The 16,575-nt window shown below is 68.2% G+C and carries 18 protein-coding genes; 10 read left to right on the forward strand and 8 right to left on the reverse strand.

The features are described 5' to 3' along the window. Nucleotides 1–82: 82 nt before the first annotated feature. The 7 genes from phnL to phnG are packed head-to-tail and all read right to left on the reverse strand — an operon-like array spanning nucleotide 83 to nucleotide 5,223. On the reverse strand, nucleotides 83–850 hold the full coding sequence (gene phnL, locus J5J86_RS16185) for a phosphonate C-P lyase system protein PhnL (protein WP_247657641.1): 768 nt from the start codon (nucleotides 848–850) through the stop codon (nucleotides 83–85). Beyond that, complete coding sequence (gene phnK / locus J5J86_RS16190; RefSeq protein WP_209099770.1) at nucleotides 847–1,626, reverse strand: phosphonate C-P lyase system protein PhnK; 780 nt, start codon at nucleotides 1,624–1,626, stop codon at nucleotides 847–849. The genes phnL and phnK overlap by 4 nt, the downstream gene beginning before the upstream one ends. Then, nucleotides 1,623–2,114 carry a GNAT family N-acetyltransferase gene (locus J5J86_RS16195; protein ID WP_209099771.1) on the reverse strand — a complete coding sequence of 164 codons (492 nt, stop codon included), beginning with the start codon at nucleotides 2,112–2,114 and terminating at the stop codon, nucleotides 1,623–1,625. Before J5J86_RS16195 ends, phnK begins: the two co-directional genes overlap by 4 nt. Continuing rightward, the gene (locus J5J86_RS16200; RefSeq protein ID WP_209099772.1) at nucleotides 2,111–3,013 is read right to left on the reverse strand and encodes an alpha-D-ribose 1-methylphosphonate 5-phosphate C-P-lyase PhnJ; all 903 of its coding nucleotides are present in this window, start codon (nucleotides 3,011–3,013) and stop codon (nucleotides 2,111–2,113) included. The genes J5J86_RS16195 and J5J86_RS16200 overlap by 4 nt, the downstream gene beginning before the upstream one ends. Next, a complete protein-coding gene (locus J5J86_RS16205) occupies nucleotides 3,010–4,152 on the reverse strand; it encodes a carbon-phosphorus lyase complex subunit PhnI (RefSeq protein WP_209099773.1) in 1,143 nt (380 codons plus the stop codon). The genes J5J86_RS16200 and J5J86_RS16205 overlap by 4 nt, the downstream gene beginning before the upstream one ends. Nucleotides 4,153–4,156: 4 nt before the next feature. Beyond that, complete coding sequence (gene phnH / locus J5J86_RS16210) at nucleotides 4,157–4,768, reverse strand: phosphonate C-P lyase system protein PhnH (protein WP_209099774.1); 612 nt, start codon at nucleotides 4,766–4,768, stop codon at nucleotides 4,157–4,159. After that, a complete protein-coding gene (phnG, locus tag J5J86_RS16215; protein ID WP_209099775.1) occupies nucleotides 4,768–5,223 on the reverse strand; it encodes a phosphonate C-P lyase system protein PhnG in 456 nt (151 codons plus the stop codon). Before phnG ends, phnH begins: the two co-directional genes overlap by 1 nt. Before the next feature lie 137 nt (nucleotides 5,224–5,360). On the opposite strand from phnG, the gene phnF reads away from it, so the two are divergent. Then, the gene (phnF, locus tag J5J86_RS16220) at nucleotides 5,361–6,125 is read left to right on the forward strand and encodes a phosphonate metabolism transcriptional regulator PhnF (RefSeq protein WP_247657643.1); all 765 of its coding nucleotides are present in this window, start codon (nucleotides 5,361–5,363) and stop codon (nucleotides 6,123–6,125) included. 8 nt (nucleotides 6,126–6,133) lie between these two features. Further along, nucleotides 6,134–6,745, forward strand: a complete 612-nt coding sequence (locus J5J86_RS16225) for a pyridoxamine 5'-phosphate oxidase family protein (RefSeq protein ID WP_209099776.1) — start codon at nucleotides 6,134–6,136, stop codon at nucleotides 6,743–6,745. A gap of 9 nt (nucleotides 6,746–6,754) precedes the next feature. Here J5J86_RS16225 and J5J86_RS16230 read toward each other — a convergent pair whose 3' ends face one another. After that, a complete protein-coding gene (locus J5J86_RS16230; RefSeq protein WP_209099777.1) occupies nucleotides 6,755–7,726 on the reverse strand; it encodes a polysaccharide deacetylase family protein in 972 nt (323 codons plus the stop codon). Nucleotides 7,727–7,897: 171 nt separating this feature from the next. Here J5J86_RS16230 and J5J86_RS16235 point away from each other — a divergent pair, with 171 nt between their 5' ends. From J5J86_RS16235 to J5J86_RS16270, 8 genes are all read left to right on the forward strand, one after another. After that, nucleotides 7,898–8,791, forward strand: coding sequence for a tellurite resistance TerB family protein (locus J5J86_RS16235; RefSeq protein WP_209099786.1), 894 nt, complete (start codon nucleotides 7,898–7,900; stop codon nucleotides 8,789–8,791). After that, nucleotides 8,791–9,381 (forward strand): 3'-5' exonuclease, encoded by a 591-nt coding sequence (locus tag J5J86_RS16240; protein WP_209099788.1) that lies wholly within the window; start codon nucleotides 8,791–8,793, stop codon nucleotides 9,379–9,381. Before J5J86_RS16235 ends, J5J86_RS16240 begins: the two co-directional genes overlap by 1 nt. 100 nt (nucleotides 9,382–9,481) lie before the next feature. After that, nucleotides 9,482–10,318, forward strand: coding sequence for an SDR family NAD(P)-dependent oxidoreductase (locus J5J86_RS16245; protein WP_209099790.1), 837 nt, complete (start codon nucleotides 9,482–9,484; stop codon nucleotides 10,316–10,318). Between the two features lie 120 nt (nucleotides 10,319–10,438). Continuing rightward, nucleotides 10,439–11,287, forward strand: coding sequence for a pyridoxal kinase PdxY (pdxY, locus tag J5J86_RS16250; protein WP_209099791.1), 849 nt, complete (start codon nucleotides 10,439–10,441; stop codon nucleotides 11,285–11,287). 9 nt (nucleotides 11,288–11,296) lie between these two features. Then, nucleotides 11,297–12,262, forward strand: coding sequence for a PhzF family phenazine biosynthesis protein (locus J5J86_RS16255; protein ID WP_446698622.1), 966 nt, complete (start codon nucleotides 11,297–11,299; stop codon nucleotides 12,260–12,262). Between the two features lie 156 nt (nucleotides 12,263–12,418). Then, a complete protein-coding gene (locus tag J5J86_RS16260; protein WP_209099793.1) occupies nucleotides 12,419–13,513 on the forward strand; it encodes an alkene reductase in 1,095 nt (364 codons plus the stop codon). A 15-nt stretch (nucleotides 13,514–13,528) separates the two neighbouring features. Beyond that, nucleotides 13,529–14,260: an NUDIX hydrolase gene (locus tag J5J86_RS16265; RefSeq protein ID WP_209099795.1), complete on the forward strand. Its 732-nt coding sequence runs from the start codon at nucleotides 13,529–13,531 to the stop codon at nucleotides 14,258–14,260. 321 nt (nucleotides 14,261–14,581) lie between these two features. Beyond that, entirely contained in the window at nucleotides 14,582–16,153 is a 1,572-nt protein-coding gene (locus tag J5J86_RS16270) for a 2-isopropylmalate synthase (RefSeq protein WP_209099797.1), read from the forward strand. The last annotated feature ends 422 nt before the right edge of the window (nucleotides 16,154–16,575 follow it).

Raw genomic sequence — 16,575 nt, forward strand, 5'->3', positions numbered from 1 at the left:
GGTCAAGGGGCGCCGGACACGCGTCGCCCCTGGGGAAGGGGACGCGCCGGGCTGGCGCCCCCGTAAGGGAAAGGCTGGGCGATCAGACCCGGAAGCGGGACACGTCGATCACCCGGTCGGAGACCGCCGCCTGGATGGCGGTGTCGTGGAAGATGCCGATGAGGGCCGTGCCGCGCGCCTTGGTCTCGCCGATGAGATCCACCACCACCGTCTGGTTGGCGGCGTCGAGCGACGCCGTGGGCTCGTCAAGGAGAAGGAGGTCGCGGGGCGAGATGAAGCCGCGGGCAATGTTGACCCGCTGCTGCTCGCCGCCGGAGAAGGTGGCGGGCGGCAGGTCCCAGAGGCGCTGGGGCAAATTGAGCCGGGCGAGCAGGTCGCGGGCGCGCGCCTCCGCCTTCTCCGGGGCGACACCGTCCTGGCGCAGCGGCTCGCTGACCACGTCCAGCGTCCGCACGCGGGGAATGACCCGCAGGAACTGGCTGACATAGCCGATGCGCTCGCGCCGCAGCTTGAGAATGCGGCGGGGGTCGGCCTTGACCACATCAATCATGCCGTGCGGGCCGTCGGCCACTTCTATGGCCCCAGCGTCCGAACGGTAATTGCCGAAGATCATCTTCAGGATGGAGCTCTTGCCCGCGCCGGAGGGCCCGCCCAGCGCCACGCACTCGCCTCCATGCACCTCGAAGGACACGTTGCGCACCACCGGCAGCCGCGCCCCGTCGCGCAGGTGCAAGGTGAAGGCCTTTTCCAGCCCCTCCACCTTCAGGCGCGGTTGCGCCGGATGGGGAGCGGGCGGGGCGGAAGGGGCCTCAGCGGCCCCGTAGGTGGCGGCGAGCGAAGCGGGCATCATGCGGCAAGCACCGAGGCGACGAGGAGCTGGGTATAGGGTTCGTGCGGATCGTCGAGCACCTGGTCCGTCAGGCCCTGCTCGATCACCCGCCCGCGCCGCATCACCATGATGCGGTGGGACAGGAGCCGGGCCACCGCCAGGTCATGGGTGACGATGATCACGGCGACGCCGAGATCGGCCACCAGGGAACGGATCAGGTCCAGGAGACGGGCCTGGACGGACACGTCGAGACCGCCGGTGGGTTCGTCCATGAAGACGAGGCGGGGCCTTGTGACGAGGTTGCGGGCGATCTGGAGGCGCTGGCGCATGCCGCCGGAAAAGGCGCGGGGATCATCGTCGATGCGGCTCGCATCGATCTCCACCCGCCCCAGCCAGTCGGTGGCCTCATTCCGGATCTGCCCGTAATTGCGCCAGCCCACCGCCATGAGGCGTTCGCCCACATTGCCGCCGGCGGACACCGCCATGCGCAGGCCCTGTTCCGCATGCTGGCGCACGAAGCCCCAGTCGGTGCGCAGCAGGAGGCGCCGCTCGGCCTCAGACAGGCTGGCGAGGTCGCGCAGCGCGCCATCGCGCATGCGGTAGCTCACGTCGCCCGACGTGGGGGCAAGCTCGGTGGACAGGAGCGAGAGCAAGGTGGACTTGCCCGAGCCGGATTCGCCCACGATGGCCAGCACCTCGCCGGGATGGACGGTCAGGTCCACGTCCAGGCAGCCGGGGCGGGCGCCGTAATATTTGGTCAGGCCACGGGCGACGAGAAGAGGTTCATCCGCGCTCATGCCAAAGCCTCCGCACGACCTGCCGCCGCATGGCGGGCCGGATCGAGATCCACATGCAGGCTGACGCCGTGGCGGCGGAAGCCAAGGTTTTCGTAAAAGTGGTGCGCCTGGGTCCGCCGGTTGTTGGAGGACAAGGCCAGCTTGTAGCAGCCCTTCTCCGCCGCCTTGGCCATGGCGAAGCGCATCATCGCGGCACCGATGCCGCTGCCCTGGCGCTCCGCGGCCACCACCACGTCCTCCACAACCGCGGAGGGGGAGCCCTGATGGCCGATATTGTCCATCACCAGCAGGGCGAAGGTGCCCACCAATGTGCCTGCATCCTCGGCCACATAGAGCACATAGTCGGGATAAAGGGCGAAGCGGGCGAACACGGCGCGCGCATCCGCGAGGGACAAGACGCGGCCATTGTCCATGGCCGGCTGGGCATAGAGGGCGAGCACGCCCGCAAGGTCATCCTCGCGCGCCGGGCGAATGCGGAAGCCGCTCATTCCGCCGCCTCCTGCGCCGGGGCGCTCATCTCGCCGCGATGGCCTTCGGCCTGACGGGTGCTGCAATGGTCGGTGTCCGAGCACACGAACATGCGCCCGCCTTTGTCGTCGAGGATCACCTCGTCGAGATAGACCCCCGTGGCGCCGCACAGCGCGCAGGGCTTGGCGAAATGCTGGACGCGGAAGGGATGGTCCTCGAAATCCAGCGAGACAACGCGGGTATGCGGCGGGATGGCATAGATGCGCTGCTCGCGCCCGGCGCCGAAGAGCTGCAGCGCGGGGCTGTCATTCATCTTCGGATTGTCGAACTTGGGGATGGGCGAGGGGTCCATCACATAGCGCTCGGCGACCGCCACCGGATAGGCATAGGTGGTGGCGATATGGCCGTGGCGGGCGATGTCCTCATAGAGCTTCACATGCATGAGGCCGTAATCGGCAAGGCCGTGCAGCTTGCGCGTCTCGGTCTCGCGCGGCTCCAGGAAGCGCAGCGGCTCGGGGATGGGCACCTGATAGACCAGCACCTGGCCGGCCTTCAGCGGGGCTTCCGGGATGCGGTGGCGGGTCTGAATGACGCTCGCCTCCTCCGTGCGGGTGGTGGTGGCCACCCCCGCCGTCTTCTTGAAGAAGCCCCGGATGGCCACCGCATTGGTGGTGTCGTCCGAGCCCTGGTCGATGACCTTCAGCACATCATCGGTGCCGAGGAGGGCGGCCGTCACCTGCACGCCGCCAGTGCCCCAGCCATAGGGCATGGGCATTTCGCGGCTGGCGAAGGGCACCTGATAGCCGGGAATGGCGATCGCTTTGAGGATCGCGCGCCGGATCATGCGCTTGGTCTGCTCGTCCAGATAGGCGAAATTATAGGTGATGGCGGGCGCGGTCGTGGTGGGGGCCGTGGTCATTGCGCCGCCTCCGGCAGCTGGAGTGCTTCGTCAGCGGGGGCCTCGTCCTGCGGCAAGGCGGTGGCCCGCATGCGGCGCACCAGGTCCAATTCGGCCTGGAAGTCCACGTAGTGGGGCAGCTTCAGGTGCTCCACGAAGCCGGTGGCCTGTACATTGTCGGAATGGGAGAGGACGAATTCCGTGTCCTGGGCGGGGGCGGTCTTTTCCTCCCCCAGCTCCTGCCAGCGCAGCGCCCGGTCCACCAGCGCCATGGACATGGCCTTGCGCTCGGACTGGCCGAACACGAGGCCATAGCCGCGGGTGAACTGGGGCGGCACGCTGGCCGAGCCCTTGAACTGGTTCACCATCTGGCATTCGGTGACGGTGACACGGCCGAGCGGCACGGCAAAGCCCAGCTCCTCCACATGGAGCTCCACCTCCACCTCGCCCATGCGCACCTCGCCCACGAAGGGATGGGTGCGGGCATAGCCGCGCTGGGTGGAATAGCCGAGCGCCAGCAGGAAGCCCTCGTCGCCGCGCGCCAGATTCTGGAGCCGCAGCGGCCGCTCGGCGGGGAAGGAGAGCGGCGAGCGGGTGAGGTCCGGCGGCTCGCTGCCATCGTCGTAAGGGGCGGGCTCGATGAGGCCCTCGTCGCCGAGCAAATCGGTGACGCGGGGCATGGCCTCCGGCGGCTGGGCGGTCGCGACGAGCGGCTCGTCCGCGCGGGGCGCCGACGGGGCGGCTTCCGCTGCATTCACCGCGAGGGACGGGTCCAGCAGGCGATGGGTGTAGTCGAAGGTGGGGCCGAGCACCTGCCCGCCGGGGAGGTCCTTGAAGGTGGCCGAGATGCGCCGCCGCGCCCGCATGGCCCCGGTATCCACCGGCTCGGTGGCGCCGAAGCGGGGCAAGGTGGTGCGGAAGGCGCGCACCAGGAAGATGGCCTCGATCATGTCGCCGCGGGCCTGCTTCAAGGCGAGGGCGGCGAGATCCCGGTCATAGAGCGAGCCCTCCGCCATGATGCGGTCCACCGCCAAAGCGAGCTGCTCGCGGATCTGGTCGATGCCCAGCTCCGGCACGGCCGGGTCGCCCCGCCGGGTGCGATCGAGCAGAGCGTGGGCATTGCCAATGGCGGTCTCGCCGCCCTTCACTGCCACATACATGGACTTACTCCTCCGCGCCGGCGCGCACCGAGCGGGGCAGCCCCACCACGATGTCACGCGCGACCAGCAGCAGGTCGATGCCGAGGGGGAAGGCGGCGCGGTTTTCGCGCAGCCGGTCCGCCATATCGGCCGGAAGGGGAGTGGCGCCGAGCCGGATCGCCCCGTCGATGCCGGGCCCTTCGAGCCGAAGGCGCACGCCGGGCACGTCCGGCCCCGCATCCTCCACGCCGACAATCAGCGTCGCCGAACGGTCCGGATAATCGGGCTCGCCCTGGGCAAAAAGGGCGAAGTCCGGTAGCGCCGCGCCCGCAGCGATGAGCGCGAAACGGGCGGTGGCGGGGTCGTCAACCACCGGTGCGCCGGTGTGGAAGCGCAGGAAATCCGCGACGCCCGCGCCTTCCCGCAAGGCGGGGTCGAGCCAGACGGGGGTCTCGTAATCCAGCAAAGCCAGGGCGATGGCGGCAAGCCCCGGCGTCAACGGGGTGGGCGGCGCCAGATCGGTGTCGAGGGTCTGTGGCGCGCCAGGCTGCGCCAGCGCCCACATCACCGCCTTGAAGGTGCGCTGGGCATCGCGGGCGGGGTCGGCAAAGCCGGAAGCAAGAGCGGGGGCGGTCATCAATCCTCTCCGCGCACCATGGTGAAGAAGTCCACCTTGGTGGCCTTGGTGCGCTCGGCTTCCGCCGCCGCGTCGGCCGCGAGGCGCAGGCGGATGGGCTTTAAGGCATCTTCCAGCGCTGGCCGAAGGGCCGCGTCTTGCCACAAGGCATCGAGAATGGCCGCCGCTCGCGCGCGCTTGGGATCGCGCCCGAGCAGATAGGCAACGCCCGTGGGGCCATTGCCGACGCGGACGGCCGCCCGTGTGACGGTGGCCTCCCCCAGATTGAAGGGGGCGCCGTCGCCACCGATTCGACCGCGCACCATGGCGAGGCCCGATTCCGGCGGGCGCAAATCCCTGACCGGCGGCAGGGGCGCGAAGCGCTCCAGCGCCACGTCCAATTCTTTCTGGGTGGCGCCGGCGAGAATGGTCATTGCCGCCTGCCGTTGTTCGGTGAGGTCCTGGTCTGCCGTCATGGAGCCCTCAAGCCGTATAATCCGAGGCCGCGTGTGGCCTCGGAGGTATCTCATACCGGATCTGGTGCTTCTTTGTATATTGGTCTATACAAATACACAAGAACGGAATGGCGGTGCAAACAGCGAGCGGGGGGAACATGGAAGAGTTCGATCACGGGACAATGACGGTAGCCGATGAAAGCTCCCTGGCGCGGGGCACCGGAGTCGCGCTCTGGAAGCAGATTGCCGAGCGGCTGGAGGCGGAGATTGCCGGCGGCTCCTTTCCGCCCGGCGCGCGCCTGCCGGTGGAGGCGGACCTGGCGGTGCGCTTCGGGGTCAACCGGCATACAGTGCGGCGCGCCCTTTCGGTGCTGAGCGAGAAGGGCCTCATCGAGGCGACCGCCGGGCGCGGCACCTTTGTGCGTGAGCCGCCGATCGCCTATCCCATCGGCCCGCGCACGCGCTTCTCCGAGATCGTCTCGGCGGGTGGCCGCGAGCCGTTTGGCCGCTATATGGGCTCGTCGGTGGAGCCGGCCTCTGCCGAGGTGGCCCGCGGGCTGAATGTGGCGGAGGGAACTGAGATCCTGGTGATCGAGAGCCTGCACGAGGCGGATGGGGTGCCCATCTCCTTCGGCCGTGCTTGCTTCGTCCATGCTCGGTGTCCGGACCTCGACCTCGTCTATGCCGCGACCGGGTCGCTCACGCGCGCTCTCGCCACCATCGGCATCCAGGACTATCGTCGGCGCGAGACCCGGATTTCGGCGCGCCCCGCCACCGAGCGGGAACAGGAGGTGCTGAGCCTTGCGGCTGGCCGTTCCGTCCTGGTGCTGGAGCGCGTCGACGTGGAGCCGAACGGCGTGCCGCTGCAATGGGGCCGCTCCAGCTTCGCGGCGGACCGGGTGCAACTCGTGGTCAAGCCTTGAGGTTTATCGTGCCCGCCATTTCCTCCCTCGCCGAGCTGCGCAGCGTCTACAAGCCCGCCAATCCCCGCTCGGTGGCCAAGGCGATTCCCCAGCTCGACGGCCACTGCCGGCGCTTCATCGGCCTGAGCCCGTTCTTGCTGCTGGCCACCGGCGGTCCCGACGGCACGTCCGACGTCTCCCCGCGCGGCGATGGCCCCGGCTTCGTGGCGGTGGAGGATGACCACACCCTCCTTCTGCCCGACCGCCCCGGCAACAACCGCCTCGACAGCCTGGAGAACATCATCGCCCGTCCCGGAGTCGGCCTCTTGTTCCTCATCCCCGGCGTCGACGAGACGCTGCGGGTGAATGGCACCGCGCAGATCCATACGGACGAGGACCTCAAGGCCCGCTTCGTGGTGCAGGGCAAGCTGCCGCTGTCCGTGATTCGCATCACCGTTCACGAGGCCTATCTGCATTGCGCAAAGGCGCTCATGCGCTCGGAATTGTGGAATGCCGAGCGCCAGGTGGAACGCTCCGTCCTGCCCACCATGGGGCAGATGCTGGAGGACCACACGTCCGGCGCCTACAAGGCCGAGAGCCAGGAAGAGATGCTCAAGCGCTACAAGGAAGTTATGTACTGAGGACGGGGTTTACGGGGCCGGCAGCACCCGCCGGCCCGCCCGCGCCGCCTCGTCATAGACCCGCGTGTCGCCAGGCCGTTCCGAATAGCAGGTGGACGCCACCACCGGCGTCCCGGCCTTCAGGAGGTCGGAGACGGTGACGAAGCGATAGCCCTTCGCCTTCAGCGCGGGAATGAGCATCCGCACCGCCTCCGCCGTGTGGCGGCCGCGGCCATTGGCGTGCATCAGCACGATGGAGCCGGGCTTGATGGCGCGCAGCATGGCGTCCGCCATGAACTTGGCGCCGAGAAAAGCCGGATCGCCGGAATCCACGTCCCACTGGATGGCCAGGTGCCCGGTCTCGTTCACATAGGCCATGGATTCCGGGCTGCACGAGCCATAGGGGAAGCGGAAGAGTTCCGTGCGCGCCGGCACCTTCTCCAGCATGCATCCGGCCGCCGCCGCATCCGCCCGCGCGCCCGCCACCGCCATGTCCGTGTCATCCACCTGACGGCGCATATAATCGCCGCCGCGCACGGCAAGGTTGGCGTGGGACCAGGTGTGGTTGCCCACCTCGAACAGTGGGTCGGCGATCAATTGGGCGGCGCGCTCCTTGTGGTCCAGTGTCCACTTGCCGCCGGCAAAGAAGGTGGCGGGCACCTTTTCGGCCCGCAGCGTATCCACGATCACCCCGTCATAGCCGGAGATTTCCCCCGACGCCTCGCACAGGTCGAAGGTGAGGGCCACCAGCTTCACGCCCGGCGGCAGGTCCACCCGGCGGATCGAGCCGCTGAGCCCAGGTGCCACCTGCCGGGGCGCGGGCAACAGGCGCTCCTTGAGTTGAGCGGCCACGTGGGAGGGCTGCACCTTCTCCTCGCCCGGCCGCGCGGCGAGTGCGCCCGGAGCAAAGCAGGCCGGCTGGGCGGCGAGCGGGGAGGCCGGGAGGAGGGCGCCGAGAAGGAGCGCGGCTGACGTCAGGCGGCGGAGGGAAAAGCGAGGCATCGGGCGATTCTTGCGGGGATTTTCGGGGGCGCGGTGAGACCAAGCGTGCGGTGATCGCACGGGGCGGCCGCTCTTTCGGGCGGAGAAGACAGGCCAGTCCTGGCCGGGTGAGACCGGCGGCACTATGCACCGCGCCACCGGGAGCGGAACCGCCGATTGCGGGGATCACCCATGCGCGCCCGCCTCTTCCTCGCTGTCCACCGCTCCTGCCGGCGCGGGCTTGGCCTCTGGCGCGTGTGGAGCGCAAGCTGTACCATCCTGGGGTGTCTCGATCATGACCGGGGGAGGGGGCTCATGGCCGTGGTGGTGCGCACCGCTCAGCTGCGCCAGAGCCTGCATATTCCCCCGCGCGACGCGGTGGACGCCGAGACGGCGGATGTGCCCGACGACCAGATCCTCGGCACCAACTTCCTGCTGGACTATGAGGCGGCCGACGGCGCGCCGAGCCGGCGCGAAATCATCGTGCGCAAGGTGGAGCGGGCCGACGGCGTGCTGCGGGTGGGGGCGGTGTGCCTGCTGCGCAAGACCACACGCTCCTTCCGCGTCGACCGGATGCGCATGCTCGTCCATGGCCGCACCGGCGAGATCATTGACGACATTCCCGGCTTCTTCGGCAAGCTTGCACTGGTCGAGGCGGACCCTGCACCGCAGGCCGTGCACGCCCGGCGGCAGCCTCTGTCTCCGGTGCGCCTCGACACGGTCCAGCGCGACGCGCTGCGGGCGCTTGTGCGTCCGGCGGCCATCGCGCTGATGTATATGGCGCGGGCCGACCATGATCTGGCCGGCGAGGAGATCGCCGTGATCGCCGACCTGATCGAGGACGCCCGGACCCATCTTGCCCTGCCGGCAAGCGCGGCCGACGCCCACCTGCTCCAGGAGATGACCGCCTTGCTGCCCACCGGCAACCTCTTGACCCGCGCGCTGCGCACCCTGGCCGGCGCCGATTTTCCCAAGGACTTGCCGGCGCGCCTCACCCGCATGGCGAAGGCGGACGGCCACGCGCGGCCGGAGGAAGTGGCAGCCTATGGCGAGATCCTCTCCACCTTGCGGCGGGTGACGGCCTGATGCGCCCGCCGGCCTCTTTGCCGCCCGTGGTGGTGGCCCTCGACGTGGAGACCACCGGCGTCAGCGGGGCGGACCGCATCGTCTCCATCGGCATGGTCCGCCTGGAGACGGCGGGCCTTGCGGACGGGAACCTGGTCGTCGAGGTGCACCACGCATTCTGCAATCCAGGTCGGCGCAGCCACTGGGCGGCGCTGAAGGTGCACGGGATTAAGGATGCGTTCCTGGCCGCGCAGCCGCCGTTTGCCGACCTCGCCGACGAGATCTGCGCGTTCCTCTCTCCCGCCAGCCTCCTCCTCGCCCACAATGCCCCCTTCGACCGGCGCTTCCTGACGCAGGAACTGGCTCTTTCCGGCCGTCTGGGGCGTCTGCCGCCCTGGCTTTGCACCCTTCAGCTGTCCGGCGCGAAGCTGGATGTGGCCTGCGCCGATCTCGGCCTGACGCGCGCCGGCGCACATCATGGGGCGTTGGAGGATGCCTGGCTGGCGCTCATGGTCTATCTCGCCCATTCCGGGGTGTCGCGGGACCTCCTGTGCGCCCTGCCGACGGAGCTGACTGCCGCCACCGCCGCCCCATTGTCCGCCCTGGCGTAGCGGGAGGTGCGCCGCACAAGGCAAGGGCCTTGCGGGAGTGGCGCGGCGGGCCGATGTTTCTGGCCATCCACGCGGCGGGGGCCGTAACGGGGACAAAAGAATGCCCGCCTGGCCGAACATGCAGACCCTTTCCCATGCCGTGCCCGGCAGCCCCGGCAGCGAGCCGCCGCTCGCTTTGGTCACGGGCGCCAGCAGCGGCATCGGGCTGGAATTTGCCCGCCTGCTGGCCCGCGACGGCTTCCGCCTCATCCTGCTGGCCCGGGACAATCGCCGGCTCGCCGCCGCCGCACGGGCCATCGCGCCGGTGCCGGGCGGCATCGAGTTGATGGCAGTGGACCTTTCCGACCGCGAGGCGGTGGAGGATCTGTGCGGGCGCCTGGCGGCCCTTGAGCTGGACGTGCTCGTTAACAATGCAGGCTTTGGCGCCTATGGCCCGTTCGACGAGATCGACGGCGCGCTGGAGGCGGACATGATCGCCGCCAATGTCACCGCGCTCACCCTCATCACCAAGGCGGTGCTGCCCGGCATGGTGGCGCGCGGGCAGGGGCGCATCGTGAACGTGGCCTCCACGGCGGCGTTTGCGCCAGGCCCGTTCGCCGCCGTCTATTCCGCCACCAAGGCCTATGTGCTGAGCCTGTCGGAGGCCCTGGCCGAGGAGTTGCGCGACACCCGCATCCGGGTCACCGCGCTCTGCCCCGGCCCCACCGACACCGCCTTTGTGGAGCGGGCGGGCATGGGGCGCACGCGGGTATTCAAGGGGCCCGTCGCCTCGGCCAAGATGGTGGCGGAAGCCGGCTATGCGGCCATGCTTTCGGGCCGTCCAGTGGCGGTGGTGGGGCTGGCCAACCGCCTGATGACGTTTGCCGTGCGTTTCGCGCCGCGCGCGCTGGTGGCGCGCCTCGCCCGCCGCGCCTTTGCCGAGGACGAGATCGGCTGAGGCGATCCATCAGCAATCCGCGCATTCGCCATCAGCAAAATCCATTTGTGCTTGGCGCGGGTGCGGAGTAGCTGCGGATTATCCTCCTGCCCGCCTCGCGGGTCTGTCCTGAAGACCGCCATGAACCTCCTGTCCATCCAGTCCCATGTCGCCTACGGCCATGTGGGCAATGCCTCCGCCGTCTTTCCGCTGCAGCGCCTGGGCGTGGAGGTGTGGCCCATCCACACCGTCCAGTTCTCCAACCACACCGGCTATGGCGCCTGGCGCGGCCAGGTGTTCGAGGCTGGCGTGATCGGCGAGCTGGTGACCGGCATCGCCGAGCGCGGGCGCCTGTCCGCCTGCGACGGGGTGCTCTCGGGCTATATGGGCTCGGCCGATATCGGCGCCGCCATCCTGGATGCGGTGGCGCAGGTGCGCGCGGCCAATCCCAAGGCGGATTATTGCTGCGATCCGGTGATCGGCGATGTGGGGCGCGGCATCTTCGTGCGGCCGGGCATTCCCGAATTCATGCGCCACCAGGCGGTGCCCGCCGCCGATGTCATCACCCCCAACCAGTTCGAGCTGGAACTGCTCTCGGGCCACCATGTGGCGACCCTCGACGATGCCCGCGCCGCCTGCGACCTGCTGCATGCCTCAGGTCCCAAGGTCATCCTCGTGACCTCGCTCCACGTGGACGCGACGCCATCCGACGCCATCGACCTCATGGCCAGCGGCCCGGACGGGCGCTTCCTGGTGCGGACGCCGAAGCTCGACGTGTCGCTGAACGGGGCAGGGGATGCCATCGCGGCCCTCTTCTTCTTCCACCTGAAGCGCACCGGCTCAACCGCCGCCGCGCTGGAGGCGGCGGGCTCCTCCATTTTCGGCCTGCTGAAGCGCACGGCGCAGGCCCAGTCCCGCGAATTGCTGCTGGTGGGGGCGCAGGACGAGTTCGTTAAACCAACTCATGTCTTCACGCCGACGTGCATTTAAGGCCAAACTGTGTCGAACCGTTTCCGGCCTGCCGGGGCGGAGACGACAGAGACCTTCCAGAACAAGGCCAAAGACGCCATGCCCCGCCGCTATGTGACGCTCGATGTCTTCACCTCGCGCCCTCTCGGCGGCAATCCGCTGGCGGTGGTGCTGGATGCGGCGGGCCTGGACGATGCGGCCATGCAGCACATCACGCGGGAGTTCAACCTCTCGGAGACCGTGTTCGTGTTCCCGCCGCGCGACCCGTCCCGGCAGGCGCGCATCCGCATCTTCACCACCGCCCATGAGCTGCCCTTCGCCGGGCATCCCACCGTTGGATCGGCGGTGCTGCTGGCGCTGGAAAATAAGCTCGCCAAGGGGCAGTTCCAGATCGAGGAGCAGATTGGCCCGGTGCGCTGCGAGGTGACCACGGAGGGACCTGGCTCGCGCCGGGGCGCGGCCACCTTCGTGGTGCCGCGCAAGGCGACGCTGGAAGAGGCGGACATTTCCCGCAAAGCGTGCGCGGATGCGCTGAATCTGGCCGTGTCCGACATCGGCTTTGACGCCCATCGCCCGGTGGTGGCCTCGGCGGGCGTGCCGTTCCTGTTCGTGCCGGTGGCGAACTTGACCGCGCTCGCCCGCGCCCGGCCCGACGAAGCCGCCTTCATCCGCTCGCTCGGCTCCTATGGCGAGGCGCTCTATCTCTACACGCCGGACGAAGAAGGTGATGCCGACTTCCGCACCCGCATGTTCTCCCCCGGCCTCGGCATCGAAGAGGATCCGGCCACCGGCGCGGCGGCCGCCGCCTTCACCGCCGTGCTGATGGATGCGGAGGCGCGGGTGGATGGCCATCACAAGGTGCGCATCGACCAAGGCTTCGAGATGGGGCGCCCCAGCCGCATCAATCTGGGCTTCACCGTGAAGGGCGGGGATGTGGTGGAGGCCACCATCGGCGGCAGTGCCGTGGTGATTGCCGAAGGGGTTCTGCACCTGTGATCCGTGGAATCCGTGGCAGGAAAGTCGCACGCGGAACCGTGATCCTGGCATTGGCCATGGGGTCCCTTGGATAGGAAGGGAGCCTTCCTATGTGTTGTGCATCGCACCATCCACGCGCGCGCCGTTCGAGCGCGCAGCACCGGAAAGGCTGAACCGATGAGCGCTTCCACGCCGTCTCTCTTCGACCCCTATCGCCTCGGCGAGATTTCCCTGTCCAACCGCATCGTCATGGCCCCGCTCACCCGCAACCGCGCGGGGGCGGGCCTTGTCCCCACCGATTTGACCGCCCGCTATTATGCCCAGCGCGCCACCGCCGGCCTTCTCATCTCGGAAGGCTCGCAGGTCTCCCGCCAGGGCCAGGGCTACCAGGACACGCCCGGCATTTATTCGCCCGAGCAGGTGGCGGCCTGGCGCAAGGTGACCGACGCCGTCCATGCCGAGGGCGGGCGCATCTTCATCCAGCTCTGGCATGTGGGCCGGGTGTCCCATGTGGACCTTCAGGAGGGCGGCGCTGCTCCGGTGGGTCCCTCCGACCTTATCGCCAACACCAAGACCTATGTGAATAACGGCTTTGCCGCCACCTCCGCGCCCCGCGCGCTGGCGGCCTCCGAACTGCCGGGGATTGCCGACGACTTCCGCCGCGCTGCCGCCAATGCGATCGCCGCGGGCTTTGACGGTGTGGAGATCCACGGCGCCAACGGCTATCTCATCGACCAGTTCCTGCGCGACGGGGCCAACACCCGCACCGACGCCTATGGCGGCTCCATCGAGAATCGCCTGCGCTTCCCGCTGGAGATCATCGACGCGGTGGCCGGCGAGATCGGCGCCAGCCGCACCGGCATCCGCCTCTCCCCCGTGACGCCGGCCAATGACCTCACCGATTCCGATCCCCAGCCGCTCTTCAACCGGCTGCTGGAAGAGATCGAGGCCCGCAAGCTGGTCTATGTGCATGTGATCGAGGGCGCCACCGGGGGCCCGCGCGACGTCAATCCGGGCTTCTCGTTCGAGGAACTGCACAAGCGCTATTCCGGCACCTGGATGGTGAACAATGGCTACGACCTTGGAATGGCGCGGGACGTGATCGCCTCCGGCAAGGCGGATCTGGTGGCTTTCGGGCGGCCCTTCATCTCCAATCCGGACCTGGTGGAGCGCCTGCGCCGGGGCGCGCCGCTCAACGAGCTGAAGCGCGAGACGCTCTATGGCGGCGGCGCGGAAGGCTATGTGGATTATCCCACCCTCGACGCAGCCTGACGGAGACCTCGCCCCATGATCGTGCCGCCCGGCCGCACCCCCGCTGAAATCGTCCAGGTGGACCGGCTCGACGTTCGCGTCGAGCAGGGCGCCGTCTGGCACGAGGCGGAGGCGCACCGGGCGGAGATCGACGCCAATTTCGCCGCCCGGGTCGCGGCCAATCCCTATCTGTGGAACGGCCGGGTCCTGGTGCTTCGGCGCTTTACCCTCGAAGACGGCGTGCTCACGGGCACCTGCATCGAGGTGGACTATGCCTCCTTCACCTGGTGGCGCGATCAGGACTGGCCGGATCTGGGCGCCTGGAACATCTTCGCCCTGCCGGCGCTGGAAGGCGCAGACGGCGTGTTCGTCATGGCCGAGATGGGCGCTCACACCGTGAATGCCGGCCGCGTCTTCTTTCCCGGCGGCACGCCGGACCTCTCCGACATCACGCCGGACGGCGCCGTGGATCTCTATGGCTCGGTGCTGCGGGAAATGGAGGAGGAGGCCGGGCTGTCCGAGGACGGCGTCCGGCAATCCGGCACTTGGGACGTGGTGCTGGACGGCCCCTATATGTGCCTGATGCGCCGCATGGTCTTCCCGCAGACCGGCGCCGCTCTGGCGGAGCGCATTTCCGCCGTAACGGCCACCCAGAAAAAGCCGGAGCTGGCGCGCCTGTATCTGGCGGCAGGGCCGGACGATCTCGGGCCGGAAGTCATGTCCTTTGCCGCTGACTATCTCGCCTGGCGATTTGCCGAGCGCGCCTGAGGCTTGCCGCCGGCGGGCAAGTTGCGCCCTTGTGCTTGTGCCGGATCGCCAATTCGGCTAATGAGCGAGCAAGAGCAGTTGAAACCGAGCGAGCCGCAGTCCCGTGTCGTCCATCTCGACGAACATTGCTGGTGACGCCTCCCGCACCCAGGTGGTGGCGGGCAACGCTCTTTCTCTGCGCGCGCTCCTTCTTCTCCTTAGCCGCCCCTGAGCGCCGGCCGGGCGAACACGCCTGGGCACTCAGGGGACCGAGAAGCCGACCAAAGCGCCATCGCCCGCGCAGATGAAAAGCGGGCCAGAATTTCCCGGAAGGACGCCGCCATGACCACCGAAAACACCGCCGCTCCCGTATCCGAGCGCGACCGCGTCATCATTTTCGACACCACCCTGCGCGACGGCGAACAATGCCCCGGCGCCTCCATGACCTTCGAGGAGAAGCTGCAGGTCGCCGAGTTGCTGGACGACATGGGCGTCGACGTGATCGAGGCCGGTTTCCCCATCGCCTCCGTGGGTGACTTCGAATCGGTGGCCGAGATTGCCCGCCGTTCCAAGCGCGCGGTGATTGCGGGTCTCTCCCGCGCCGCGCTGAACGACATCGACCGCTGCGCCGAGGCTGTGAAGCACGCCAAGCGCGGGCGCATCCATACCTTCCTGTCCACCTCGCCGGTGCATATGAAGTACAAGCTGCAGAAGCAGCCCCATGAAGTGCTGGAGATGATCGTCGCCTCGGTGACGCGCGCCCGCAACCATGTGGAAGACGTGGAATGGTCGTCCGAGGACGGCACCCGCACCGAGATCGATTTCCTGTGCCGCTGCGTGGAAGCCGCCATCAAGGCGGGCGCCTCCACCATCAACATTCCCGACACCGTGGGCTACACCACCCCGGCCGAGTATCAGGCCCTGTTCCGCACCGTGCGCGAGCGGGTGCCGAACTCCGACAAGGCGGTCTTCTCGGTCCATTGCCACGACGACCTGGGCATGGCGGTGGCCAATTCCCTGGCCGGCCTCGCCGGCGGTGCGCGGCAGGTGGAATGCACCATCAACGGCATCGGCGAGCGCGCGGGCAATGCGGCGCTGGAAGAAATCGTGATGGCCATCAATGTGCGGTCCGACGTGCTGCCTTATGCCACCGGCATCGAGGCCACCATGCTGACCCGCGCGTCCCGCCTGGTGTCCGCCGTGACCTCGTTCCCGGTGCAGTACAACAAGGCCATCGTGGGCCGGAATGCCTTCGCCCATGAGAGCGGCATCCACCAGGACGGCATGCTCAAGCACACCCAGACCTATGAGATCATGACGCCCGACAGCGTGGGCGTCTCCAAGACCTCGCTGGTCATGGGCAAGCATTCGGGCCGCGCCGCCTTCCGCGACAAGCTGAAGACGCTGGGCTACGACCTGGGCGAGAACGCCCTGAACGATGCCTTCACCCGCTTCAAGGACCTCGCCGACCGCAAGAAGGTCATTTATGACGAGGACATCGAGGCGCTGGTGGACCAGGGCATCGCCGCCGCCCATGACCGCATCAAGCTGATCTCCCTGTCCGTCATCGCCGGCACGCGGGGCCCGCAGCGGGCCACCATGAAGGTGGAAGTGGACGGGCGCGTCCAGACCGAGGAGGCCGAGGGCAACGGGCCGGTGGATGCCACCTTCAACTGCATCAAGGCCCTGTTCCCCCACACCGCCAAGCTGGAGCTCTACCAGGTGCACGCCGTGACCGAGGGTACCGATGCCCAGGCCGAGGTGTCCGTGCGCCTGGAGGAGGAGGGCAAGGTGGTGACCGCCAAGGCCGCCGATCCCGACACCTTGGTGGCGTCCGCCCAGGCCTATATCACCGCGCTCAACAAGCTGATGGTGAAGCGGCATTCGGTGAACCCGCAAGCCGCCGCAGGCTGAGAGGCAAGCCGCCGCAGGCTGAAAAGGAACCGCCGCAGGCCGAGATTAGGGCTGCGGCAGCCTTGCGAGCAGATCTGCGGCGCCGTCCGGTCATCTTCCGCGCCGCATCCAGAATGAAGCGAAAGGTCGGGCTTTGGCCCGGCCTTTTCTTTTGGCATTTCTGTGTTCTGCGCGCGGTGGCAGCGAGTATTCCGCAATGCAATGAGGAGTTTCAGAGATAGTTTGTGATGAAAGTATGGTTGCCTTGCTATCTCGTCATATTGCCTAAGAAAAGGGCGTCATATGCGAGCGCTCTGCCGGCAATATTCATGCTGCAGCGCAACATAGCCCCCTCATACACCTGCGTTATGCCGTAGGGATGCGCATTTCACTTGACGAAGGGGAGGGCGACATTCTTCAAGGGAGGCTGTAGCGGGTCGATA

This window comes from Aquabacter sp. L1I39, assembly GCF_017742835.1.
GTDB lineage: Bacteria > Pseudomonadota > Alphaproteobacteria > Rhizobiales > Xanthobacteraceae > L1I39.